This is a genomic window from Paraburkholderia sp. JPY419 (assembly GCF_050435705.1).
GTDB classification, from domain to species: Bacteria; Pseudomonadota; Gammaproteobacteria; order Burkholderiales; family Burkholderiaceae; genus Paraburkholderia; species Paraburkholderia youngii.
On sequence record NZ_JBNDKV010000003.1, the window covers coordinates 611,309 to 633,908 of the forward strand.

At 59.6% G+C, this 22,600-nt stretch carries 22 protein-coding genes and 5 pseudogenes; 14 read left to right on the forward strand and 13 right to left on the reverse strand.

Annotated features, from left to right (window positions below):
- Positions 1-29: 29 nt before the first annotated feature.
- Positions 30-110: pseudogene (locus tag QFZ91_RS26415) on the forward strand (IS6 family transposase); the annotation flags it as partial.
- A gap of 111 nt (positions 111-221) precedes the next feature.
- On the opposite strand, the gene QFZ91_RS26420 reads toward QFZ91_RS26415, so the two are convergent.
- Positions 222-656 (reverse strand): hypothetical protein, encoded by a 435-nt coding sequence (locus tag QFZ91_RS26420; protein WP_429568947.1) that lies wholly within the window; start codon positions 654-656, stop codon positions 222-224.
- Between the two features lie 356 nt (positions 657-1,012).
- Between QFZ91_RS26420 and QFZ91_RS26425 the strand changes: the two genes are divergently transcribed.
- On the forward strand, positions 1,013-1,735 hold the full coding sequence (locus QFZ91_RS26425) for an IS6 family transposase (RefSeq protein WP_429569150.1): 723 nt from the start codon (positions 1,013-1,015) through the stop codon (positions 1,733-1,735).
- A gap of 227 nt (positions 1,736-1,962) precedes the next feature.
- A pseudogene (locus QFZ91_RS26430) lies at positions 1,963-2,237 on the forward strand (IS66 family transposase); the annotation flags it as partial.
- On the opposite strand, the gene QFZ91_RS26435 reads toward QFZ91_RS26430, so the two are convergent.
- The 3 genes and pseudogenes from QFZ91_RS26435 to QFZ91_RS26445 form a co-directional block, all read right to left on the reverse strand.
- On the reverse strand, positions 2,120-3,001 hold the full coding sequence (locus QFZ91_RS26435) for a hypothetical protein (protein WP_429568948.1): 882 nt from the start codon (positions 2,999-3,001) through the stop codon (positions 2,120-2,122). The pseudogene QFZ91_RS26430 and the gene QFZ91_RS26435 overlap by 118 nt on opposite strands.
- A gap of 285 nt (positions 3,002-3,286) precedes the next feature.
- A complete protein-coding gene (locus QFZ91_RS26440) occupies positions 3,287-4,240 on the reverse strand; it encodes a hypothetical protein (protein WP_429568949.1) in 954 nt (317 codons plus the stop codon).
- Between the two features lie 621 nt (positions 4,241-4,861).
- Positions 4,862-5,425, reverse strand: a pseudogene (locus tag QFZ91_RS26445) (IS6 family transposase); the annotation flags it as partial.
- Positions 5,426-5,888: 463 nt separating this feature from the next.
- On the opposite strand from QFZ91_RS26445, the gene QFZ91_RS26450 reads away from it, so the two are divergent.
- The 5 genes and pseudogenes from QFZ91_RS26450 to QFZ91_RS26470 all read left to right on the forward strand — a co-directional run bounded on the left by QFZ91_RS26450 (position 5,889) and on the right by QFZ91_RS26470 (position 8,826).
- Positions 5,889-6,311 carry a hypothetical protein gene (locus QFZ91_RS26450; RefSeq protein WP_429568950.1) on the forward strand — a complete coding sequence of 141 codons (423 nt, stop codon included), beginning with the start codon at positions 5,889-5,891 and terminating at the stop codon, positions 6,309-6,311.
- A gap of 162 nt (positions 6,312-6,473) precedes the next feature.
- Positions 6,474-7,149, forward strand: a pseudogene (locus tag QFZ91_RS26455) (IS6 family transposase).
- Between the two features lie 83 nt (positions 7,150-7,232).
- Positions 7,233-7,574 (forward strand): hypothetical protein, encoded by a 342-nt coding sequence (locus tag QFZ91_RS26460; protein WP_429568951.1) that lies wholly within the window; start codon positions 7,233-7,235, stop codon positions 7,572-7,574.
- Positions 7,575-7,671: 97 nt separating this feature from the next.
- Entirely contained in the window at positions 7,672-7,980 is a 309-nt protein-coding gene (locus QFZ91_RS26465) for a hypothetical protein (RefSeq protein ID WP_429568952.1), read from the forward strand.
- Between the two features lie 123 nt (positions 7,981-8,103).
- Complete coding sequence (locus tag QFZ91_RS26470; RefSeq protein WP_429568953.1) at positions 8,104-8,826, forward strand: transposase; 723 nt, start codon at positions 8,104-8,106, stop codon at positions 8,824-8,826.
- 10 nt (positions 8,827-8,836) lie between these two features.
- On the opposite strand, the gene QFZ91_RS26475 is transcribed toward QFZ91_RS26470, so the two are convergent.
- The 3 genes from QFZ91_RS26475 to QFZ91_RS26485 all read right to left on the reverse strand — a co-directional run bounded on the left by QFZ91_RS26475 (position 8,837) and on the right by QFZ91_RS26485 (position 11,850).
- On the reverse strand, positions 8,837-9,562 hold the full coding sequence (locus QFZ91_RS26475) for an IS6 family transposase (protein ID WP_429568954.1): 726 nt from the start codon (positions 9,560-9,562) through the stop codon (positions 8,837-8,839).
- 165 nt (positions 9,563-9,727) lie between these two features.
- Complete coding sequence (locus QFZ91_RS26480; RefSeq protein ID WP_429568955.1) at positions 9,728-10,540, reverse strand: IS5 family transposase; 813 nt, start codon at positions 10,538-10,540, stop codon at positions 9,728-9,730.
- Positions 10,541-10,743: 203 nt separating this feature from the next.
- Complete coding sequence (locus QFZ91_RS26485; protein ID WP_429522659.1) at positions 10,744-11,850, reverse strand: IS5 family transposase; 1,107 nt, start codon at positions 11,848-11,850, stop codon at positions 10,744-10,746.
- A 431-nt stretch (positions 11,851-12,281) separates the two neighbouring features.
- Between QFZ91_RS26485 and QFZ91_RS26490 the strand changes: the two are divergent.
- From QFZ91_RS26490 to QFZ91_RS26515, 6 genes and pseudogenes are all read left to right on the forward strand, one after another.
- A pseudogene (locus QFZ91_RS26490) lies at positions 12,282-12,440 on the forward strand (IS6 family transposase); the annotation flags it as partial.
- Between the two features lie 243 nt (positions 12,441-12,683).
- On the forward strand, positions 12,684-15,554 hold the full coding sequence (locus QFZ91_RS26495) for an insulinase family protein (RefSeq protein ID WP_429569151.1): 2,871 nt from the start codon (positions 12,684-12,686) through the stop codon (positions 15,552-15,554).
- Between the two features lie 41 nt (positions 15,555-15,595).
- Positions 15,596-15,805, forward strand: coding sequence for a hypothetical protein (locus QFZ91_RS26500; RefSeq protein ID WP_429568956.1), 210 nt, complete (start codon positions 15,596-15,598; stop codon positions 15,803-15,805).
- A gap of 154 nt (positions 15,806-15,959) precedes the next feature.
- Positions 15,960-16,781 (forward strand): type III effector protein, encoded by an 822-nt coding sequence (locus QFZ91_RS26505; protein WP_429568957.1) that lies wholly within the window; start codon positions 15,960-15,962, stop codon positions 16,779-16,781.
- An 82-nt stretch (positions 16,782-16,863) separates the two neighbouring features.
- Positions 16,864-17,007 (forward strand): hypothetical protein, encoded by a 144-nt coding sequence (locus QFZ91_RS26510; RefSeq protein WP_429568958.1) that lies wholly within the window; start codon positions 16,864-16,866, stop codon positions 17,005-17,007.
- Positions 17,008-17,035: 28 nt separating this feature from the next.
- Positions 17,036-17,758, forward strand: a complete 723-nt coding sequence (locus QFZ91_RS26515; RefSeq protein WP_429568959.1) for an IS6 family transposase — start codon at positions 17,036-17,038, stop codon at positions 17,756-17,758.
- Positions 17,759-17,768: 10 nt separating this feature from the next.
- On the opposite strand, the gene QFZ91_RS26520 is transcribed toward QFZ91_RS26515, so the two are convergent.
- The 6 genes from QFZ91_RS26520 to QFZ91_RS26545 form a co-directional block, all read right to left on the reverse strand.
- Positions 17,769-18,110 (reverse strand): hypothetical protein, encoded by a 342-nt coding sequence (locus QFZ91_RS26520; RefSeq protein ID WP_429568960.1) that lies wholly within the window; start codon positions 18,108-18,110, stop codon positions 17,769-17,771.
- A gap of 204 nt (positions 18,111-18,314) precedes the next feature.
- Positions 18,315-19,193, reverse strand: coding sequence for a type III secretion system export apparatus subunit SctT (sctT, locus tag QFZ91_RS26525; RefSeq protein ID WP_429568961.1), 879 nt, complete (start codon positions 19,191-19,193; stop codon positions 18,315-18,317).
- The gene (locus QFZ91_RS26530; protein WP_429568962.1) at positions 19,190-19,696 is read right to left on the reverse strand and encodes a hypothetical protein; all 507 of its coding nucleotides are present in this window, start codon (positions 19,694-19,696) and stop codon (positions 19,190-19,192) included. Before QFZ91_RS26530 ends, sctT begins: the two co-directional genes overlap by 4 nt.
- The gene (sctN, locus tag QFZ91_RS26535) at positions 19,693-21,054 is read right to left on the reverse strand and encodes a type III secretion system ATPase SctN (RefSeq protein WP_429568963.1); all 1,362 of its coding nucleotides are present in this window, start codon (positions 21,052-21,054) and stop codon (positions 19,693-19,695) included. The genes QFZ91_RS26530 and sctN overlap by 4 nt, the downstream gene beginning before the upstream one ends.
- On the reverse strand, positions 21,051-21,860 hold the full coding sequence (gene sctL / locus QFZ91_RS26540; protein ID WP_429569152.1) for a type III secretion system stator protein SctL: 810 nt from the start codon (positions 21,858-21,860) through the stop codon (positions 21,051-21,053). The genes sctN and sctL overlap by 4 nt, the downstream gene beginning before the upstream one ends.
- The gene (locus QFZ91_RS26545; RefSeq protein ID WP_429568964.1) at positions 21,845-22,588 is read right to left on the reverse strand and encodes a type III secretion protein HrpB4; all 744 of its coding nucleotides are present in this window, start codon (positions 22,586-22,588) and stop codon (positions 21,845-21,847) included. The genes sctL and QFZ91_RS26545 overlap by 16 nt, the downstream gene beginning before the upstream one ends.
- Positions 22,589-22,600: the final 12 nt, after the last annotated feature.

A 22,600-nucleotide genomic window follows, 5' to 3' on the forward strand; every position in this document is an offset into this window, starting at 1 on the left:
GGAACTCGTACCCATCCGGACAAAGCCCACTCTATCGCAAACAGCTCGCCGCACGCTTTGCCGGGTGGCATCGCTTCACTGGGCTCACCCAAGATCCGTCCAATTTCTGAGCAAATGTACGTCCCGTGCGCTCTTGCGTCGCGTATACCTTAACGTGACAACGCCTGCGCGACAGGTACGACACTTCTGTATAATGAGATGCATCAGGCGAGCGCGATGAATCATCTTTTCTCCATGTCGCCAAGAAAAACGATTTCATTTGGCAACGCGCCTTGCGGATGATCAAGATGGTGTTTGAGTGCGGCGTTTTTTGCATCCGCACCACTGCCAATAAACCTGAAACCTGCCTTGTAGAAAAACTTCGCGGCGCCTTCATCCTGGCAACTTAGGGAAACACTCGACAAGCCGAGATCACCTTTCATGCGGTCAGCAATTTCTAGAAATCGGCTTCCAACCTGACGCACCGCGGTTCTTTTACGGTTATCAACTGATAAGAGCCTTAACGAATTCAACTGAGGTGCCACGCACATCGTGCCAAAATGTTGACTACGAGTTGGACTTGAACTCCGCATTTCTATTTTTGTAGCGTTACCTGATGCTGACGATTCAATCGTCACATCAACCATTGACTGCCGACCTCGATCGTAGATTTGCATACTTGTGCCGACTCCTCGAAAAATCTTGAACACTATCGCAAAAGCGTGTTGTCTGCGCCAGAATTTCCGAAGCTACGCCTCATGGCACGAACGCCCATGGTCGGTGGGCGCATATAAAGCGCTCTGATGTGATGGACGACTCCCGCTACGCCCGAGGGGTTTATGCCAAAGTGGAGAAGTCGTGACTTCCACGGCAAAGGAGCGAATGAAATGAACGCGTCCCACCCGGTGAATGGGTAAGCAACGCAAGATCGCATACAACTGATTGCGGGTTTCGAGCGGACTGAAGTTGCATTTGAGGCTTTGTCGCAATAACGCGGTCAAGTAAAATCCGCCGACGACAGCGCATGACAAGCATGATGACAAAGACGAAGACGCCATGCAAGACGCTGCCCGCTGGCATTGGCAAGGTACTGAAGCGGCTGCACTACCCGCTGGACGTGATCCTGCTGTGCGTCCGGTGGTACGTGGCGTACTCACTGAGTCTACGAAACCGCGAAGAAATGATGGCCGAGCGGGGTATCGAGGTGGACCATTCGAGCGTGCACCGGTGGGTTATCAAGCTGCTGCCGGTGTTTGAAAAAGCATTCCGCAAACGCAAACGGCCTGTCGGCAAGAGCTGGCGCGTCGATGAGACCTATGTCAAGGTCAAAGGCCATTGGAAATACTTGTACCGTGCCGTGGACAAGGCGGGCAACACGGTGGATTTCCTGCTGCGCGCCCATCGGGACAAGGCCGCGGCGCGCCGCTACTTCGAGAAGGCGATTGAACAGAACGGCGAGCCCGAGACAATCACCGTGGACAGGAGCGGCGCCAATCTGGCTGCGCTTGAAGCGCTCAATGCCGAGCGTTTAACGCCGATCAAGGTCCGGCAAAACAAATACCTAAACAACGTCGTCGAGCAGGATCACCGTGCCATCAAACGCATCATCAAACCGATGATGGGGTTCAAGGATTTCCGCTGTGCGCGCATCATCCTGTCTGGCATTGAGATCGCACACATGATCCGCAAGGGGCAGATGTGTGACGATGGCGTCGCCTCGACTGCAGCCGAACAATTCTATTCTCTCATGATGTAAGCAATCCTCTTCACCTTAGCCGCCTGATCGTCGCATCGTCCTTAACGCGACACAACCGGTGAATGTGCTGGTGCGCAACCCGCCGGAGCCATGAAACTCCGGGCCGACGCGAAAGCCGGAATGCTTCATGGCAAGCGCCGAAAGTCGCCTCGACTGCAGCCGAACAATTCTATTCTCTGGTGATGTAAGCAATCCTCTTCACCTTAGGCGCCGGATCGTCGCATCGTCCTTACCGCGACACAACCCCTACACTTGGGCACGGTACCAGGCTGGCCGACAAGCGTTTGCCGGGATCCGAGAGGGCGCGGTCATGTGACCTGACACCTACGAACCCTACAACGACATCGCCCGGCGCCACCAACTCGTGCACCGTGGCTGCTGGGTTCATCTGAGACGGTACTTCATCAAAGCAGAGGACAGCGTACCGAAGGCTGCTCGAACGCTCGATCTGCTTGCGACGCGCTTCATCAAATTGATCGCATCGGTTCGATTATTTTGCGCCGTCTCTTCCGTCCTTGGACGCTTGGCTGTCACGGCTTCGTAGTGTCCCTGCTGGTCCCAGATAACGACATGGTGCGTGAACGGGGCACTCGCGCCAGAAGCGGAAATGGTTTCCTTGCTCGTCACGGGGTATTGCGCGTCTAGGCCCGCTTCGACTACCCCGACCTGTATGTTTACGTTGTAGCGCTCATTGACAAGCCTCGTGAGGGTCTTGGCCGCTCCACCAACGCCGGTATCCAGATGCAGCATTCTGTCGTTGCTGTCGGACGGATTTTTCACGTCGTACGCGCGGCGCAACTCGTTAACTTCGTTGTCGAGATTGCTGTCCTTCAAATCCGGCCTGAGGTGTTGCACCAACGCATAGATCGCGCAGTTGCTCCCCGTTCCCGGGTTGGAAATGACCTGCAGGTCATGTTTGGTCAAGTGTGCCCTAAAAGCGTTGTTGAGGTCGGCGAATACCAACATCTGCTGCTCCCGGTTATCGTTGGAGACTTCAGACGGTTCTTCGTTCCTGTCAGCCTGATTGACCACGGCGTTATTCGTGGGATTCGAAGTATGCGTCGTGTTGCTTTGAATGGCTTGCGGTTCAGGTTTGACCAGTATCCTGAAAGCCTTCTCCTGCAGGCTGCGTGCGATGGCTTCCTCCACCGCAGCTGCGTCGGCACTATCCATTTCGTCGGCAGTGCGGGCCTTCTTTTGTCCGACCGTGCCGTACTTAGCCAAAAGTGTTTTCTGGTCAGGGACTGCTGAGCGAACGTTTTCCATCGCTGAAGTCCCTTGGCTCGAACTCAAGTCGCGATGGGCATTAGCGCCAATATTATTATGGACTCTTGTCTTTAACCCTGCCAATTGACCGCTCGCGCACAAGGTGGATGCGGAATTAGGATTAGTAGGCGATTCTTCACCCGTACTCGTTGCCGTGAGATCGGTGGAAATGTTACTTGAGCTAGATACGCTGGAGATTGGCATGCCTGTTCCACGATGAATGACGGTTTTGAACTGCAGTTCGGCTGCTCGTAAGTAATGCGCGACAGAATCGATTATTACGGCTCAAGCGCTTACCCTCCCACTTTGCCCGTCAAGCCAGAGCCTTGCGTTTCTAAACTCGTTTTCGCTCTGATTGACGGCCATCGAGATGAGGCCGATGACTTCGCTCATGTCCTTGTCGAGGTGCTTATCCGGATGGAATCTGCTCAGGAGCTTCTTGTGGGCTTTTCGTACTTCGAATTCTGCCTCCTCTATTTGTTTTCGCATTTCTTCGATACCCTTGCGAGTTTGGGCCTGAGCCATTACTTCGTTGTCTAATACGCGCCCGTCCATCCCCAAAACTTGCCGCCAAGCCGCGCCCTTCACAACGCCCAACTGCTCGAAAGCGGTTGGGCGGGATGCCTTCGCCCCGAACGATTCAGTTGAATTCCCTTGGCGCTTTGTCGTGCTCGAGGCCATGTCCGGCGGCGATGCAATAGGATTCGGTGGCACATTATCCGGCGCGCACCATCCTGACCAGCGTTTCTGAAACGGTGGAACCGGACCGGTACCAAATCCCGCCGCCGGACGCCATTGGCGAGGACCCTGTGCAAGCGGATGCGCATAACCCGGCACGGACTGCCCGGCACCCATAGCCGGCGAGTTGAAGCCTCCGTAGGCGCCGTAACCGTCGTTGTTTCCATACGTGCCGCTGAGGCTTCCCATGCCGCCGAAACCGGCCGTTCCGCGCGAGCGCCATGCAATTGCGAAGGCACCCATCATGGCCATCATCGGCAAGGCGAGCATGCCCATTCCGAGGCCCGGCATGCCCAGCATACTGCTGCCGATCATGCCGATACCGGCGACAGCCGAAATCGAACCGAGCGCCAACGGCATCGCGGCAATCATCGGCAGATTCGGCGAACGCATCTGCTGCGCGTAATCTGGTGAATATGGTCCCGCTCCATAGTCGAATCCGTATCGATGCAGGGGTTCATTGCGCGGTATCTCAGAGGTCGTGGTGAAGATCTTTTCCATGCGGTTGCGAATTCCGGCACGCGTGCGCCGAAATGCATCGAGCACGCTTCTATCGACTTGTCGAGAACGTCCACTGCGTTCGGATGAAGCCGTCGACGCCGAGGCGGATGCAGGTGGAACCCCGTTCGCAGGAACCGCGGACGCCAACGTTTCCCGGATGGGCAGTCCGTTCAATGTCTCACTTGCCGCCGGCCCACGCCGCGGCGACGAGTGCTGCCGTACAGGCGTAGACGCACGCGTCTCGGGTGAGACAGACGTCGTGGACGCATGATCGGTGATGATTGATGCGGTGTCGATGTCATGAGGCATGGTTGCAATGGAGTCGCAGAAGGAATGGAGATGTAGCCATTTGAAAGCATATGGCCGCACTGCCGGCGGCCCGATCGCTAACACGAATTTATGACGACGCCGGCGAAAAAATCTGACGAGTACCCGTTGGTAACTGGCAATACTGTCCACTCTTCACGCTGCTCCTCCGGGCTCTCGGCCACGAGACGCTTATCGAGGGTTCAACTTGCCAGACTTCGGTTTTACATTGACGACTTCTCATCCTGGGCCCGTTGAAAGGTTCTGTTGCAGTGAGGGTGTCGGGACGAGAGATGTCGATATGATAAGTATTGCTTATAACACAATGGAGTAAAACTGCTGGGAAGCAGACGACGGGTCTTTGCCCGCACATTTCATCTGTCCTTTCCTGATCATGTGCATTACCTCGATGCCGCCGAGAATGACCCTCGCACGGTGGAAGTTCTTGAATCCCAGCATCGGCCGGGTCCGGCGTTTGATAGCCCGATGGTCCTGTTCGACAATGTTGTTCAGATACTTGATCTGACGGACCTTGATCGGCGTCTCGCGATCGGCATTCACCGCATCCAGTGCGGCCAGATTGGAGCCGCTTTTGTCGATGGTCACGGTCTCTGGCGTACCATTATGGGCGATCGCCTTTTCAAAGAACCGCCGGGTAGCGACCTTGTGCCGCCTGGCCCTGAGCAGGAAGTCGACCGTGTCGCCCGCCTTGTCCACTGCCCGGTAAAGATATTTCCACTCACCTTTGTTCTTGATATAGCTCTCGTCCATTCGCCAGCTTTTCCCAACCGGACGCTTGTGCTTGCGGAAGCTCCTTTCGAAGAGCGGCAGCAGTTTGATGACCCAGCGGTACACCGTCGAATGATCCACCGCGACACCAGCCGGTAGAAGGTAAAGATCAGCTCGATGTACGCCGTGGTGTAGGTCGGCTCACGCCCCGACACGCCCGGCGTACGGATCTTTGCGTTGATCAGCTGCGCCTTCAGATCGCCGCCCGGCACATACAGGCTGATCATGCCGCGCTTTCTCAGGCTCTGGTTATACGCCCGCGCGTTCGTCACCCGGTACCCCGGCTTCTTGCGCTTGCGCGGTTCACCCGTCTTTAGTCTGGCTTTATATGGCATTATTCAATGCTGGCTTCATCATGTTGCGCTTTTACACAACCCGCAGCGTCTTTGCAATACCCCCATCCGGACAAAGCCGCGCGCCGATACCATCTCGAGCACTTCGCCCCTCGGGCCATCACTTCGCCGTGCGCATCTTTCCATGCAGGGCCCTTCATGCATCATTGGCACCGTCAACGGATAACCGCTGAAACCGCAACCAGTTGAGAGAGAAAACAATGGCGACTATCGAGACTAATCCCCGAGTAAACGCTCAGTTGACGTTTACTGATCCCTACGCACAGTCGGACTGCCGGAGTGTCAATGCCAGTCAGAACCGGATTGCGGCAGACATACTGCGATTGTTGGATGACATAGCTGCAGCATCAGGAGAAGAAAAGGGTGACCCCGGAACACGCGGCAGGCAAGCTCAGTTCTTATATGGGGATAACGGCTGGAAGAGAATGGAAGTTGGCGGTTTATATTGGCTCGCAGAAAACACCGACGGTAACGTACCGCCAGATGTCTCAAAGGCCGCAAAATTCATGATGCAAAACCCAGACGTCTTTCGACAGATCGAAATGCACGCACGAGGAACCATCGATGGCGTAGCTAGTGGTGGGGAGCTCAACTGGGCTGCAATGGGCGGGCTGAAGAGGTAAGCAACCAACTGATTGAGGGTGTTTGCGAAGGGGTCGAATTGGTCTGCGGTCCCCGTCGGGACTGGCTCGCGGGGTTGGCGAGGCCGGGCGGTTGAAGTCAAGGCTTTGCGGATACATGAGGGCCCTGCCAGATTGACGCAGGAGCGGGGGTAGAATGAAGCAATGAAGAAAAGAAATTCGCTTTATTGCGGTCACCGCTTCCCTGCCATCGTCATCAGCTGCGCGGTTCGCTGGTATTTCCGGTTCAGCCTGAGCCTGCGCGATATCGAGGAGTTGTTGCTCGAGCGTGGTGTCGTTGTCACGTACGAAACAATCCGTTGCTGGTGCGACAAGTTCGGCGCTGGATTCGCCCAGCGTGCAAAGACGGCGCGGCGCAAGCGGGGCAACACATGGCATCTGGATGAGAGTGTTCGTGACGCTGCGCGAGGAGCCGTATCTGCTGTGGCGCGCAGTCGATGAGCATGGCACTGAACTCGACGTTCTGGTGCAAAAACGACGCGACAAGGTCGCAGCCAAGCGCTTCTTCCAGCCAGTGCTGCGATCAAACCCGGTGCCGCCCATGATCGTCACTGCCCAGCTACGCGGCTATCCGGCAGCGAAGTCCGAGATTGCAGAGCTCGCTCACGTGAAGCACGTTTTCGTCAAGGCAGTTGCGCGCGTGAATAACCGCGCCGAGAATAGCCACCAGCCGACCCGCAGACGCGAACGCCAGATGCCCGGCTTTCGCGATGCGCGTCGCGCTCAGGCGTTTCTCTCACGGTTCGGCCCGATCCGGCAGCACTTTGCTTTACCCAGACATCGAATGAAAGCGGCAAGTCACCGTGCCGCACTCCATTAGGCCGCTAACCCCGGCCCGCCATGAGTAGAGAAATTGCGGACGCACATCCATCCGCTTCATCCGATCAGGGACCGAAAACGCACATGACACAATCTTTGGAAGACGCATTTTTCAGTGCACAGCAAACAAAACTGAATCGTCGCCTGCTTGTGGCGCTCATTGACCAGGCTGATACCCATTGGTGGGGTGGTCATGTCGACAACTGGCAGCCGGACGAAGCACTGTTTTCCTCAGGGGCGGCACTGAAGGGTTACCGGAAACTCGTGACCCGTTTCAAGAAAGGCGAGACCGCCAAGGCACACGTGCTGATGATGCACATTGACGGCACGTTCGGGGCCGTCATGTTTGGTGTGGAGTCAGCGGAGGAAGCGCAACGGCTTCTGGATGACACACTGGAAGAAATACGGATTAGAACCTCAGATTGATGCCCGGCTTCGCAGAAGCGGGGTTGTCAGGCTGGGGCATACTTCAATCGGACACTCTTGCTCGTGGCGGCACCCCTTTCATCATCGTGAGGCAGCTATGGGCAAAGGCGCAACCACCGCGAACGTGCTACTCGGCATCTTCAACGCTTACATGCTGCTGCGCTCGCGGATTGTCATGTTGCGGGTTGTGCCGATTATCGCGATGGACGGCTCCGCCATTGCGGAGAAGCCCGACAGGCATTCAACTGATTGCGGGTTTTCCGAAGGGGCCGAATTTGTCTGCGAGCCCCATCAGGGCTGGCTTGCGGGGTTGGCGAGGCCGGAGCGGTTAAAGTCAAGGCTTTGCGGATGCGAGAATGGCTGCAAACCATGGCCGACAGGCGATTCCCACGCAATTGACGGTTGAGCAGTTCGAGCAATTTATCTTGCCGCATCTGGGCCGGGGCCGGCGCGGTCCGCCACCGACGTTGCCGCTACAGAAGATGTTCAACTATGTCCTGAGGCGCTGTACATGGGTTGCCAGTGGAAGATGCTGCCCATCGAAACGAATGCACTGGGGCTGCCTGAAATCCACCACACCCGCATCTACCGGATCATGCGGCGCTGGCAGGCCGACGGCAGCATCGACCGGGTCTTTGCGGGCTCGGTTGATCAACTGCATCAGGACCAGCGCCTGGACCTCTCGACCATCCACGGCGACGGCACGACGACGGCAGCGAAGAAAGGCGGCGACAACCTGGGCTACAGCGGGCACAAGCACCTCAAGGGCGACAAGGTGGTGGCCTTCTACGATCGCAAATGCAACATCATCGCGCCGTTCGTGAGTGCGCCGGGCAACCGCAACGAATCGCCCCTGCTGCGTGACGCGCTGCCAAAACTTACCGCCATGGCGCGTGCCATTGGTGCGGACCTGCAGGGCTCAACCGTCAGTCTGGATGGCGTCTACGACTGCCGCGAAAACCGCCGTGCGATCTTCAACCTCGGCATGAGGCCCAACATCCCAGAGAATCTGCGCAACCGCAAACAGAACAAACGCGGCCGCAAGCGTCATTTCGATGCGGCCATCTTCGAGGAGCGCTTCAGCACCATCGAGCGCGTGTTCGCCTGGGAGGATACGTTCCGCCGCCTGCTGCTGCGCTTCGAGCGCATCAGCGACGTACACTACGCGCTCAAGACGCTGGCCTATACGATGATCAACCTGCAGGTGTTGTGTCGCATTAAGGACGATGCGACGATCAGACGCCTGAGATGAAGAGGATTGCTTACATCACGAGAGAATAGAATTGTTCGGCTGCAGTCGAGGCGATGCCATCGTCACACATCTGCCCCTTGCGGATCATGTGTGCGATGATCTCAATGCCAGACAGGATGATGCGCGCACAGCGGAAATCCTTGAACCCCATCATCGGTTTGATGATGCGTTTGATGGCACGGTGATCCTGCTCGACGACGTTGTTTAGGTATTTGTTTTGCCGGACCTTGATCGGCGTTAAACGCTCGGCATTGAGCGCTTCAAGCGCAGCCAGATTGGCGCCGCTCCTGTCCACGGTGATTGTCTCGGGCTCGCCGTTCTGTTCAATCGCCTTCTCGAAGTAGCGGCGCGCCGCGGCCTTGTCCCGATGGGCGCGCAGCAGGAAATCCACCGTGTTGCCCGCCTTGTCCACGGCACGGTACAAGTATTTCCAATGGCCTTTGACCTTGACATAGGTCTCATCGACGCGCCAGCTCTTGCCGACAGGCCGTTTGCGTTTGCGGAATGCTTTTTCAAACACCGGTAGCAGCTTGATAACCCACCGGTGCACGCTCGAATGGTGCACCTCGATACCCCGCTCGGCCATCATTTCTTCGAGGTTTCGTAGACTCAGTGAGTACGCCACGTACCACCGGACGCACAGCAGGATCACGTCCAGCGGGTAGTGCAGCCGCTTCAGTACCTTGCCAATGCCAGCGGGCAGCGTCTTGCATGGCGTCTTCGTCTTTGTCATCATGCTTGTCATGCGTTGTCGTCGGCGGATTTTACTTGACCGCGTTATTGCGACAAAGCCCACAGGGGTTGTGCAGCGGGGCCAATATGATAGTCACCGGGAAACGGCATGTGCGCTCCTTGAAGCGTTGAACGGTCCAGCGTGCAAGCAGCGCACCCCTAGAGCGTGTTAGGAACTTTGAAGTACTGGCACGGCGTGGACAAGCATGAGCATTGCGAAGACGACGAAATGAAGCCCAGCGAGAGTTTCGGGAAGCCGTTCATAGTCACGTGCGAGACGCCGGAAACGGTTGAGCCAGCCAAAGCTGCGCTCGACCACCCACCGGCAGGGGAGCAGAACGAAACCCTTTTTCGTTTCTTCGAGTTTGATCACCTGAAGGTCAATGCCCTCGTCGAATGCAGCCTGCGCTGGCTCCTTGCCCATGTATCCCTGATCGGCAAATGCCACCTTGACCGTTCGTCCCGTTACCTGCTGGACCTGCCGCGCAAGCTCCGCTACCTGTGCGCGCTCCTGTTCATTGGCGGGGGTCACGTGCACCGCCAGCAACTGTCCCAACGTGTCTACTGCAATATGTACCTTGCTACCGCGCTGCCGCTTATAACCGTCATAGCCCGCACGCGGGCCGCTCTCGCAGGTCGACTGTATCGTGCGGCCATCGAGGATGACCGCGCTGGGCTGTCCCCGACGGCCCTGTGCCACGCGTATCACCGAGCGCAGGTCGCTCACCATGCTCTCAAAGCAGCCAGCCTGCAGCCAGCGTTGAGTCTGCTGATACACCAGCTCCCACGGCGGGAAATCATTGGGCAGCATCCTCCACGGCGCGCCGGCACGAGCCATCCAGCGCAATGCATCAAACATGTCGCGCAGTTCGTATTTGCGCTGGGGCGCGTCAACGTCCATCAGCGTCAGATACGGCGCCGCGAAACTCCATTCCTCATCCGACACATCTGTCGGATACCCTTTGCGGTCGGTTCTTTTCATCCCGCCAGGATACCAGGTCTCAATCGAAGTTCCTAACACGCTCTAGCAGGCTGTTGAAAAGCGCCCCGTCATGACGACCGAAGCTACGTTCAGGAGACTTGCGCGTGCAATTTCCCGCTGAATTGCCGGTTTGCCGCGCGATCCGCGCGGGGCATGCGCACGCATGCAGCCCCGCTGGCGCGCAGTCTTCACGCCGTGACGGCTCATCGCGCCGCTCCTTGCGGCACCACCCCTGGCATTCGGGCCATGCGGGTCAGATTGCTCGCAACCATCGTCAGCTTGAAGTGCTGGTCGACGCGCTTGATACCGCGATAGACCGTCTGCCGGATCCGACCGACCGTTTTACCCCAGCCGAAATGCTCTTCGATTCGTTTGCGGATGATCTGGCTAATCCGGTAGCCTGTATGCCGCGAAGTGCGACCATCGATTGCGCTGCCGCCCCAACGCTCATCGTTGCGCGCGACATGCGGTGTCACGTTGCGAGCGCGGCAATCGTTCACGAAGTCGCGGGTGTCATACGCCTTGTCGGCACCAACTGTCTTCGCATGAGCGCCTGGCACGCAATCGAGCAATTGCAATGCGCTGGCCCGCTCGGCGAAACCATCTGCGTGACTCACCACGGCGCCGACCACCAGCCCCGAGCGATTCTCCATCAGGATGTGCCCGTGGTAGCACAGGATGGCCGGGCTCTTGTGGCTCTTCTTGAACAATCGCGCCTCCGGATCAGTAGTCGACTCGTGCGTGGCATTGCTACGTCGCTCGCCTTTCCAGTCAGTGTCGGCGTTGCGGCCACCGCCGGCTGGCGGACCATCGTCCGGGCCGTCCTTGCGGCGGAAGCTCTTGTGACTGGCCCACGCCTGAATCAGCGTGCCGTCCACCGAGAAATGCTCTCTCGACAGCAAGCCCCGCTTGTCCGCCAGGCTCATGACTTCGGTGAAGAACGCTTCCACGACTTCATGCTCCAGAAGCCGGTCGCGGTTCTTCGAGAACACCGAGTGGTCCCACACCGCGTCCTCAATCGCCAGCCCGACAAACCAGCGGAACAGCAGGTTGTAGCGCATCTGCTCCATCAGCATGCGCTCGCTGCGCACCGAGTAGAACACCTGCAACAGCAGCGCCCGCATCAGCTTCTCAGGCGCAATCGAGGCACGGCCGGTGTCCGCGTAGATGACGCTGAACAGCCCGTTGAGCCGTTTCAACGCGTCATTCACCAGCAACCGGATCGGTCGCAACGGGTGATCTGCCGGGACGAAGTCCTCGAGCTTGACCGTCGTGAACAGGGGTTCCTGCATCTCATCCATTCCGCGCATCGCATCCGCTGCCAAAGATCATGAACACGATATCCATAACGCCCGTCCCTCAAACCCCGTTTACACGGGACCCAAATTCAACAGCCTGCTAGATTTTGAAAGCAGTGAAGCCCAGTCGAGCGAAGGTAGCATGCGCCACGGACGCAACGCACGCAAAAGCGAAAATGTTTCTTCGCGGACGAAGCAGCACATATGCGTCCGAGTTCTATTGATCTATTCGCGTTCGCGCTTCAGGAGCCGTCCATGAGTGCCGATAACACAGAGTTCGCACGCGGCGCGCCGCCTTCGCGTCCGGCTCGGGCGCATTTTGACGGATGCCTATGATCATTACTGTTGTCGGCGCTTCTTCACCGTGCCCGGTCAACGCATCAAACGGTTTTGTCGCAATAACGCGGTCAAGTAAAATCCGCCGACGACAACGCATGACAAGCATGATGACAAAGACGAAGACGCCATGCAAGACGCTGCCCGCTGGCATTGGCAAGGTACTGAAGCGGCTGCACTACCCGCTGGACGTGACCCTGCTGTGCGTCCGGTGGTACGTGGCGTACTCACTGAGTCTACGAAACCTCGAAGAAATGATGGCCGAGGGTACTGTCGCAATAAGGAGGCTGACCGGCGAGTTCACCGGAATATATAGGGCTACGTGTGGAATTGCTGGAAGGGAGAGAGTACCCTACCGCCATCGTTCATCTGGGCTTTGCAAATCAAAGCCCGTTGGCCTCCACCAATTCCGTCCGACCTCAGAGTCCTTAGGGCCTCGAATCGGACAGGCCACGCGCGCCGCTGCGCTTGCCGTACCTCGTCGACCAACCAACCCGACACTGAACACGATGACCTCCTTCGAACACATCTCCAGTCACCCCATCCTGGATCTGCGCGCGCAGCTCGAGCAATACGTAGACCCCGCGTCCGGAGCACGTCATGTGCACTTGGCCAGCGACCAGGACGAATTCGCTTTCCTGGTTGGCTTTCCGACGGTTCCGCGAGCTAGCGACGGGCGTGCCCATATCCTCGAGCATCTTGCACTGTGCGGCTCCGAGCGTTTCCCGGTGGCGGCCCCGTTCTTCGCAATGCTGCGGCGCTCAACGGCGACTTTCATGAATGCGATGACGTACCCCGACCGCACGGTCTATCCGTTCGCGAGTACCGATCGCACCGACTTCTTCAATCTGCTCGACGTCTATCTTGACGCGACCTTTTTCCCCAAGCTGGATTACCTTAGCTTCCGTCAGGAGGGCTGGCGCCATTCCTTCAAGGACAATCGCCTAGTCCGTCAAGGCGTAGTGCTCAACGAGATGAAGGGCGCGTTTGGCAATCCACTGCGCGTCCTGTACTCCGCCCTCAACAAGGCTCTGTTCCCCGGAACGACCTACGCCGAGAACTCCGGCGGCGACCCGCTAGTCATCCCGGAGCTTTCGCACGAAATGCTGCTGGAGTTCCACGCCAGCCACTACCACCCTTCGCAGGCGATGTTCATGAGCGCTGGTCGAATCGAGGCAAAGGAGATTCAGGCCAAGCTCGTTGAGCGCGTGCTCTCGCGCCGCACGGCACGGTGCCCAGCGCGCCGGCCAGAGCTGGCTGATGACTGGATAGCACCGCGCCGCGCTCAGGTCAGAGTACCGTCGGCTCAAGGGCGCCCTGACGAACATGGCCTGCAGCTTAGTTGGCGCTTCGGTGAATCCAGCGACCCGCTAGCCACTGCACGACTTCGGCTACTGACCCACGGCTTGCTTGGCGACGCCTCCGCGCCGGTGATGAAGGCCATGCAGTCGGCCGGCTTCGGTCGACCAAGCCAGATGAATTTCGTCGACAGCGGCCTCCGCCAGCTTGTGCTGCATATTGGCATGGAAGGATTGACCGAGACACAGGTGGAGCGAGCTAACAGCTGTATCGAGCAAGCCCTCGAGGACGCCGCAACTGTCGGTGTTCCGGTGGATGTCCTCAAGACCGCACTGCGCGACATGCGCTTTGCACAGCGCGAGATTCGGGGCGGCACCATCCCGGACGCACTGCGCCGGTTGCTTGACGCAGTACCCTTGCTGATGAACGGAGGCGACGTCGCAGCGGCATTCGATATCGAACCCGTGCTTCAGCAACTCGAGAAAGAGATTGCGGACCCAGCCTTCTTCAAGCGTGCCGTCCGTGAGCTGATCAATCACCCGAATCTTCTGGCCACGCACGTGATTGCAGATGCCGACTTCGCGACTGTGCGCGAGGTGCAGGAAGCCAAGGCGCTAGCGCTGAGGGATCGCGAGTTGAGCGACGACGAGCGTCGCCAGATCGGCGCCGAGGAGGCCGCTCTGGCCGAACGCCGCAAGGCTCGAAGCAACACCGATGTACTGCCTTGCTTCCAGGCGAGCGAACTCAGGCGTGAGCCCATCGCGTTCCCAGAGATTCAACATCAGCACAGCTCGATTAGCGTCGTCGGTGCCGCCACCAACGGCATCACCTATGCGACCACGCTTTTCGATCTGAGCACGGCCCAGAATGACGATTGGCCTTGGCTATCCCTGTACGCCGACATCGTGCCGAAGCTCGGGACTGGTAGTTTGGGATTTGAAGAAGCGGGCCGTTGGCGCCAGCGTCAGGTGTCCTCGTTATCAATGACGCTGGACACCGTGGTGGAGGCCGGTCGCACGAGCCTGACGCCGCAACTGAACGTTCATGCCTCCGCGCTGACTGAGGACGAAGCCGGAATCCCCTCCGCCATCGCGGCGTGGACCTTGGTGCCGCGATTCGATGAACTCGACCGCATCTCGTTTTTGACCAAAGCGCGCGTCGCCCGTAAAGTCAATGGCTTGGCAGCGGCGGCCGACCGGTACGCTTCGCTGGCCGCGGCCGCGCCCTACTCGATTCGTCGGCAATTTGCCCACCGCGTGCACGGCTTAGCCTCTCTGCCATTCGTCGCCGCGCTAGGCAAGATGCTGGAGTCGCCGGAGGGCGTTCAAGCTATCGCCGATCACCTGAAGCGCATTCACCAACTGTTGCTGGAGGTGCCTAATCGCGTCATTTGGGTTGGCCTGAACGGATCGCCGCTCGAGGCCTCGAAGGCATTGGACCTGCGCCCCTCTCGGGCGGGCAGGCTCGGTGCATCTGACGCGATCTCGCGTGCTCATGAAGTCGCCAACGTGGCCTTGCGTGTGGCAAGCCAGGTGAACCATTGCCACATTGCATGGGCCGCGCCTAGTTTCGAGCATCCCGATGCTGCGCCTCTCGCCGTGGCCGCCAAGCTCCTGACCCATCTTGCGCTGCACCGCAAGTTGCGCGAAGAGGGTGGAGCCTACGGCGGCTGGGCCAGATATAGCGCGGCGGATGGCCTTTTTACGATGAGTTCGTTTCGCGATCCCCGGCTGGCGGGCACCTACGCGGATTTCACGGGCTCGGTGCGTGAGATCCAAGACGCAAGCTTGAGCCAACAGACCCTCGACGAGGCCATCGTCTCAGTCATCAAGCAACTCGACAAACCCCGGGCACCATATGCCCTCGCCAGTGCAGCCGATCGTTCGGAGCGTCGCGGTGTGACGCAGGAGATGCGCCGAGCCTTCCGCCAACAAGTGCTCGCTTGCACTGTGATGCAAGTCAAGGAGGCGCTCGCTCGCTGGCTACCCCCGCAAGCGGCTAGCCGTGCCGCCGCTGTGGGAAATGCAAACCAGGATCTCTGCGGAATGGCTGTGATCGAGGTAGCAGACCTTGTGAATTGATTCAAGTGATTGCGGGTTTTCCGAAGGGGCGGAATTTGGCAATGTCTCAGGCGCAGTTGGAGGTTGAAGGCGGCGGTTCCCCGTTGGGGATCCCTCAGGATGTCCAGATGCACAATAATCAGATGTGGCAGCTATTCCAGATGGCGCTGAATGTGTCGCAAAACAGCCGTCAGCTTCTACAAAAGGCGATGGACGGCGAAACTCAGCTTGCCGCCTCGGAAGCCGCGGGAATAGAGCGCGCCGCCCGCTGATTACGCCGCGGCTCACGAACGGCTCTGTCGCGATAAGAACGCTGGAATGAAAGATGTGGATCGGTTAGGATTACTTTGGTCGCCCACGGGCTTTGTCAGGTTGACGGTAAGGCCAAAACCCGCAACCAGTTGGACTTGCAAATCGAGGAAGCAAATGAAGATCGAGCGCCGCATCAATACGCATGTCGAAGCTTCTGCCTCCGAGGTGTCCGGCGACGCGCCTCCGGCCGACAAATTACGGAGGACAAGCTCCGCCGGTGTGCTGCAGGAGCTGGATGAGCTCAATGCCGCTCGATCGCCGGAACACCAAGAGCAGGCCGTGCATCGGCGCCGAGCGAGTTTTTCCGAAACAATCGCTGCACCCGCTTTACACAAATTGATCGGTCGAGAACGGGCCGGCGCGCTGGACGCCCTGTTCGGCAGCCTTCAACCGCCGTTCAACCTTGCCACCGATGGCATCAAGCAATGGGAGCGCGAAGGGGGGGTACCGACAGGGGCCCCGCTGCAGCACTCCAGGCGCCTCATCGTGCCGGACGGCCAAGGCAACGTCCCGAGCCTGATGAGCCAAGGTGTCAAGGAGAAAATCGACATCGACGCCCTTAAGCGAGGCGAGAAGCAGTACATGTGGGCCGTCAGCGCGCTGGGCCGCCTGTTCATCGGCGAATTGGAACCGGCCGGCAAAGACCCGGAGACCCAGAGGGAGCGATACCGAGGGCATCCCCTGCTTGTCGGTGGCGGCACCGCGAGAATCTGCGGCGAATTGCGCTTCAACCCGGCCACCGGCAAGTTCGTGGTATCGAATCAGTCGGGCCGGTACTCTCGCTACGAAGACCGCACCGAAGCGGGTCTCAACGAGGTGGCCAGCATGTTTGCCCAGGCAGGCCTCGACGTCGAGACCGAGCAGGTGGCGAAATACATGACGGCCAGGAAACGAGCAACTCTGATTCTGCCGAGTCTGGATCCGAGACGATGCTGACCCACGTCAGTTTGCAGGTTGTGGTGCAAATAGCGCTCAAGGATCGGTTAGAGTGTCGCCCTGACCGATTTGAGAAGCGGCGATGAACAAGCTGAAGAGTCTGGACGGGCTATTCGCCGGCCGTCATTTTGACCGTGAGGTGATCATTCTTTGTGTGCGCTGGTATCTGCGCTACAAACTCAGCCTGCGCGATCTCGGGCTTTGTCGCAATAACGCGGTCAAGTAAAATCCGCCGACGACAACGCATGACAAGCATGATGACAAAGACGAAGACGCCATGCAAGACGTTGCCCGCTGGCATTGGCAAGGTACTGAAGCGGCTGCACTACCCGCTGGACGTGATCCTGCTGTGCGTCCGGTGGTACGTGGCGTACTCACTGAGTCTACGAAACCTCGAAGAAATGATGGCCGAGCGGGGTATCGAGGTGCACCATTCGAGCGTGCACCGGTGGGTTATCAAGCTGCTACCGGTGTTTGAAAAAGCATTCCGCAAACGCAAACGGCCTGTCGGCAAGAGCTGGCGCGTCGATGAGACCTATGTCAAGGTCAAAGGCCATTGGAAATACTTGTACCGTGCCGTGGACAAGGCGGGCAACACGGTGGATTTCCTGCTGCGCGCCCATCGGGACAAGGCCGCGGCGCGCCGCTACTTCGAGAAGGCGATTGAACAGAACGGCGAGCCCGAGACAATCACCGTGGACAGGAGCGGCGCCAATCTGGCTGCGCTTGAAGCGCTCAATGCCGAGCGTTTAACGCCGATCAAGGTCCGGCAAAACAAATACCTAAACAACGTCGTCGAGCAGGATCACCGTGCCATCAAACGCATCATCAAACCGATGATGGGGTTCAAGGATTTCCGCTGTGCGCGCATCATCCTGTCTGGCATTGAGATCGCACACATGATCCGCAAGGGGCAGATGTGTGACGATGGCATCGCCTCGACTGCAGCCGAACAATTCTATTCTCTCGTGATGTAAGCAATCCTCTTCATCTCAGGCGCCTGATCGTCGCATCGTCATTAACGCGACACAACCCCCAGTAGTCCTCCATATAGCAGGTGATCTGCCGCATCCCCCAGCCGAACAGCCGGTAGAAGGTAAAGATCAGCTCGATGTACGCCGTGGTGTAGGTCGGCTCACGCCCCGACACGCCCGGCGTACGGATCTTTGCGTTGATCAGCTGCGCCTTCAGATCGCCGCCCGGCACATACAGGCTGATCATGCCGCGCTTTCTCAGGCTCTGGTTATACGTCCGCGCGTTCGTCACCCGGTACCCCGGCTTCTTGCGCTTGCGCGCTTCACCCGTTTTTAGTCTGGCTTTATATGGCATTATTCAAGCTGGCTTCATCATGTTGCGCTTTTACACAACCCCCAGCATCTTTGCAATACCCCCATCACGCCTGCGTGGCGCCGTCCAATTTGCGGGCATCAGTTTTCGTCTTCATGCCCATATAACGCACAACGCACTATTTGGTGCACTCGTCGGTATAAAAATCGAGACTCTCAAATCCGACTTCCTATGACGATTTGAGGACTATTGAGTTTTCGTTACCGGATTTGTCACGGCCGGCGGCCGCGCGCCCGACGCCGCGTCAGGTTTGCCGGCGCCTGCCTTCTGCGAAAGCGCCTGCATTCTGACCGAGAAGTCCCGCAGGGTGAGCTGGTCCTTGACCTGATCCACGAAGAGGCCAACGAAGAGCGCCAGCATCAGCACGGTCATCGCTCCCTTGACGGGCTGGCTCAAGGTCATCAGGTCAAGCTTAGCCGCCGATTTGGCTGCGAAGGCGAAGGCGAAATCGATCAGCAGCAGGATCAGCATCATTGGCGCGGCGAGCTTGGCGACCAGTTGCATGAGCGTGTCGGTTTCGCGCATGGTGAACGCTTCAATGATGTTCGAGACGTCGGGCGACGCTGCCGAAACCGGCCACCAGTTATACGACTCGTACACCGTTCCGAGGAGAAAGGTCATGCCGCCGAACGCCCAGAACGCGGTGATCGCAACCTGGCCGAGCAGCGTGGCGGTTGGACTGCATGTTTCGGGCCGCGTGGGGTTGCTGATCTGCACGTTGTTGTAACCGGTCAGGTCATCAATATAAGTGCCTGCGCCTTCTGCGACCCAGAACACTACGGACGCAGCGAAGCCGATCACCAGGCCGATCAGCGTTTCGCGCATTCCCACTTCGACCAGCAGCGCGCCATGCAGCGTACCAATGAATTCGCGCGGCTGGCCATACGCAACGTAAGTGCTGAACAGTACGACAAGTGCGGTCCGGACGAGCCCTTGCAGCACGATGTCGCCAGTTGGCGGAAAGATATAGAAGGTGACAAACAGGCGCAGCGCACACAGCCCTGTCAGGATCAGATAGCCGTGGATCAGTTCGACGAATGGCGGCAGCGCTGCAATTGAATTCACGCGGCCACGCTTCGCGCGCGCAGCATGCGGCCAACGGCATTCTCCTGCGCCTCGTCGTCGTCGGCATCGCTTGCCGTGTTGTCGATCTCGCGCTGTATGCGACTCGCACGGTCCTTGACCAGATCGATACGCATGCGGTTGCCCGCGATCTGCTGGCGAGTCCGGGCAATTGCGGCGTCGCATTGCGCCAGTTCTGCCTGCTGCCGTTCGAGAGCGGACAGGTTCATATGATGGAGCTCGGCCACGCGCTCCAGGTAACGCCGCGCTTCATTGAGCGCTTCGATAGAAAACACCCGGGTTCCGCCCATGAGCGCATCCAGGCGTTCGTTGCGTTCGAGCAGCGCCGCGGCGCTGCTGTCGGCCTGACGCTGGCATGCGGCACACAGCGCGACTTGCTGCGCCTGTCCCTCGCGCTGCTGCTGGAGCATGCCACGCAACACGTCGTCCAGGCGCTGGCGGCGCCGCGCGGAAAGTTCGAGCGCCACGATGCGGCGATCGCTCATATCGCTGGTCCGCCGAGTTCGGCGAGGCTGGCGCGGGTGCGCTCAAGCGGTGTGAATTCATCGGTGCCTTGCGTGAGAAAAGCTTCCAGCGCGGCGCGCTTGGCAATCGCCTCATCGGCGACAGGATTGTTGCCCGCCTGGTATTCGCCGATCTGCAGCAGCATCTCGACCTCGCGATACTTCGCCAGCATTTCGCGCACGCGACCGGCCGCTTGCAGCGTGTGTGCGGGCACCACGCGCGGCATCACCCGCGAGAGACTGCCCAGCACGTCGATGGCGGGATATCGGTTCTTCATCGCGATCTCACGCGAGAGGATCATGTGGCCATCGAGAATGCCGCGTACTTCCTCGGCCACCGGATCGGTCCCGCTCTCGTCCTCGGCAAGTACGGTGTAAAGCGCCGTGATCGAGCCTGAATGCTCTCCCGCGCCCATCCCCGCGCGTTCCAGCAGGCGCGGCAATTCAGCGAAGATCGAAGGGGGAAAACCGCGCCGTGCGGGCGGCTCGCCGGCGGCCAGGCCGATCTCGCGGCCCGCGCGAGCAAATCGGGTAAGCGAGTCCATCATCAGCAGGACCCGCTGGCCCCGGTCGCGAAAATATTCGGCAACTGCAGTTGCAACATACGCAGCCTTCATGCGCTCCATGGAAGACCGGTCCGAGGTCGAGCACACGACCACGGAGCGGGTCATGCCGTCCGTCCCCAGAATCTCCTCGACGAATTCGCGGACTTCACGTCCGCGTTCGCCAATCAGCGCGATCACGTTGATATCGCACTCGGCGCCGCGCGCGAACATGCCAAGCAAGGTGCTCTTGCCCACGCCCGCGGGTGCGAAGATGCCTACGCGCTGGCCCTCCGCCAGCGTCATCAGGCCATCCACCAGGCGCACGCCGGTGGCAAGAGGCTGCGTAATCGGGCGGCGGCTCATTGCAGGCGGCGGCGTACCGAACACGGGGCGCGTGGCGCTGGTTTCGATCGGCGGACCGCCATCGAGCGGCACGCCCAGGATGTCGATCACGCGGCCGAGCAGCGCGTCGCCTACGCCGACTTCCAGCGGCTGGCCGAGGCCGAACACCTGGGTCGAGCGCGAAATACCGGAAAGCCGCGAGAATGGAGAGAGCAGCGCGAGGTCGCGCGTGAAGCCGACAACTTCCGCGTGCTGCACTTGCCCGTCAGCCAGGTTGCGCAGCTCGCATAACTCGCCGAGCGATACGTCAAGCCCCGATACCTTGATCAGCGTGCCGACCACCTCGACCACCTTGCCTGTTCGCACGATGCCCGACGCCTCGAGCAGCTCACGCTCGATTTCGTCGGTGAAAAGGCTGAAGTCCGCTTCGGGAGGAAGCCAAGGCTGGTTCATGTGCTGTGCACCTCGCTGGTCTGGTCGCTCGGCGCATCCCCCTCTTCCTGCGCGCCGGAGCTGTGTTGCTCCACGTCCAGGACGGCGCGCTTGAGCGCCCGCGACACGGCATTGCGCATTGCACGCAGCTGCGTTTCGAGACTGGCGTCGACCGTGCCGAAATCCGATTCTGCGATGCAACTGCCCGGCGCAAGCCGCCGGTCCGCCACGACGGACAGCGGAAACGCCTGCCCTATTTCCCGCCAACGCACGGCCAGCCGGTCGAAAGCAATGCGGGCGTGATCGTGGTCGTCAGGATGCACGGCGATGTTCAGATAAGTCGCGCTGCCTGCAATACGGTCGACTTCCGACAGCGCGCGTTCAAACAACAGGCCGCGCTGCTCGACCCTCACCACCCTTTCGACAGCAACCGACACCACGGCTGCCAGGCGCTCGCGCATGTGTCCGAGCAACCTCGCATGTGCGTCGCCTGCTTGCGCGGTGCGCTCAAACCAGTCTGCGAGCGCGCGCTGCTCGCCTTCGCGATAACCTTCCGCCGCTGCCGTCTCGCGCTCGCGGCGCGCCTGTTCGACCAACCCGGCCGCCTCCGCACGGCCCGCATCGACAAGCCTTGCTGCTTCCTCTCGCGCCGCAGCCAGCACTGCCTCGCGTTCGCTGCGCAGCGCCCGGAAGCCTTCGTCGAGCGCGACTAGCGCGCCGAATTCCGCTGCGCCCATGATCTCCGCTGCAGCGCCCACGCGCGTGCTGCCCGGATCATCAGCGGCGCCGTTCTGCAATTGACGAGTGTTTCTCAACCAAATAGCCATGCCCACTCCGGTAGCAGTTCCGGCAGCCGCGCGAATAGCCGCGCGGTACCCGGTGAATCGATCTCGCGCGGCATGCCCACAATCCATGCGGGCGGATGCAGCATGCGCGGCAACGCCAGGCCCAGCAGCGGACAGGGGGGCGCCTGCATTTCGAGGTCGCGCTGCATCAGGATCAGGCCTTCGAGCGAAAGTGCATCTGCGTCCAGATCTCCCAGCGGCATGATCCCCGCCCGCATGCCAAGACGTGCAATATCCGGCGCCTCGGCAAGATGCGCGTCGTGGCATAGCGAATCGACTGAGCACCCGGCCCACGCGGAGAGTTGTTCACGCGAGCGCCGGTCGATCAGACGGCGCACTTCCGTGCGCCGGAACGACAGCGCGCGCATGCGCAGCACCTGCAGTCCGGTGACGGCAGGAACCACGTCGATCAGCGAGGGATTGGGGCTCGCGCCTTGCGGCCGTGGACGCAAGGCCGGCTGCGAGAGCGTTTCGATAGACGGCGCGGCCACGCCCGCGCTTGCGCACAAAGCAAGCGACACACGCTCCACGGCAGCAGGCGACGACAGTGCAAGCGCGCGGTTCCAGTCGGCGAGCTGCGCCGCGTCAAGCGCGAGCAGGAACAGTGTCCAGGACGGATGCATCCAGCGCGCGGCTTCGCCAGCGTTGGCGCGATAAGTGCGCAGCGCTGCCGCCGCGCGTATGAAAGGTTGGTCGAGCCGCGCGATCATAGTCGCGTCACT

Coding starts and splice junctions, on each gene's coding strand:
- QFZ91_RS26530 (WP_429568962.1), bottom strand. CDS start 19,696: ATGAGCGATCGCCGCATCGTGGCGCTCGAACTTTCCGCGCGGCGCCGC.
- QFZ91_RS26500 (WP_429568956.1), top strand. CDS start 15,596: ATGTCTCAGGCGCAGTTGGAGGTTGAAGGCGGCGGTTCCCCGTTGGGG.
- QFZ91_RS26465 (WP_429568952.1), top strand. CDS start 7,672: ATGGGCAAAGGCGCAACCACCGCGAACGTGCTACTCGGCATCTTCAAC.
- QFZ91_RS26425 (WP_429569150.1), top strand. CDS start 1,013: ATGATGACAAAGACGAAGACGCCATGCAAGACGCTGCCCGCTGGCATT.
- QFZ91_RS26480 (WP_429568955.1), bottom strand. CDS start 10,540: ATGAAAAGAACCGACCGCAAAGGGTATCCGACAGATGTGTCGGATGAG.
- sctN (WP_429568963.1), bottom strand. CDS start 21,054: ATGAACCAGCCTTGGCTTCCTCCCGAAGCGGACTTCAGCCTTTTCACC.
- QFZ91_RS26420 (WP_429568947.1), bottom strand. CDS start 656: ATGCAAATCTACGATCGAGGTCGGCAGTCAATGGTTGATGTGACGATT.
- QFZ91_RS26450 (WP_429568950.1), top strand. CDS start 5,889: ATGGCGACTATCGAGACTAATCCCCGAGTAAACGCTCAGTTGACGTTT.
- QFZ91_RS26440 (WP_429568949.1), bottom strand. CDS start 4,240: ATGGAAAAGATCTTCACCACGACCTCTGAGATACCGCGCAATGAACCC.
- sctL (WP_429569152.1), bottom strand. CDS start 21,860: ATGGCTATTTGGTTGAGAAACACTCGTCAATTGCAGAACGGCGCCGCT.
- QFZ91_RS26545 (WP_429568964.1), bottom strand. CDS start 22,588: ATGATCGCGCGGCTCGACCAACCTTTCATACGCGCGGCGGCAGCGCTG.
- QFZ91_RS26510 (WP_429568958.1), top strand. CDS start 16,864: ATGAACAAGCTGAAGAGTCTGGACGGGCTATTCGCCGGCCGTCATTTT.
- QFZ91_RS26470 (WP_429568953.1), top strand. CDS start 8,104: ATGCTGCCCATCGAAACGAATGCACTGGGGCTGCCTGAAATCCACCAC.
- QFZ91_RS26475 (WP_429568954.1), bottom strand. CDS start 9,562: ATGATGACAAAGACGAAGACGCCATGCAAGACGCTGCCCGCTGGCATT.
- QFZ91_RS26515 (WP_429568959.1), top strand. CDS start 17,036: ATGATGACAAAGACGAAGACGCCATGCAAGACGTTGCCCGCTGGCATT.
- QFZ91_RS26495 (WP_429569151.1), top strand. CDS start 12,684: ATGACCTCCTTCGAACACATCTCCAGTCACCCCATCCTGGATCTGCGC.
- QFZ91_RS26460 (WP_429568951.1), top strand. CDS start 7,233: ATGACACAATCTTTGGAAGACGCATTTTTCAGTGCACAGCAAACAAAA.
- QFZ91_RS26520 (WP_429568960.1), bottom strand. CDS start 18,110: ATGCCATATAAAGCCAGACTAAAAACGGGTGAAGCGCGCAAGCGCAAG.
- QFZ91_RS26435 (WP_429568948.1), bottom strand. CDS start 3,001: ATGGAAAACGTTCGCTCAGCAGTCCCTGACCAGAAAACACTTTTGGCT.
- QFZ91_RS26485 (WP_429522659.1), bottom strand. CDS start 11,850: ATGCGCGGAATGGATGAGATGCAGGAACCCCTGTTCACGACGGTCAAG.
- QFZ91_RS26505 (WP_429568957.1), top strand. CDS start 15,960: ATGAAGATCGAGCGCCGCATCAATACGCATGTCGAAGCTTCTGCCTCC.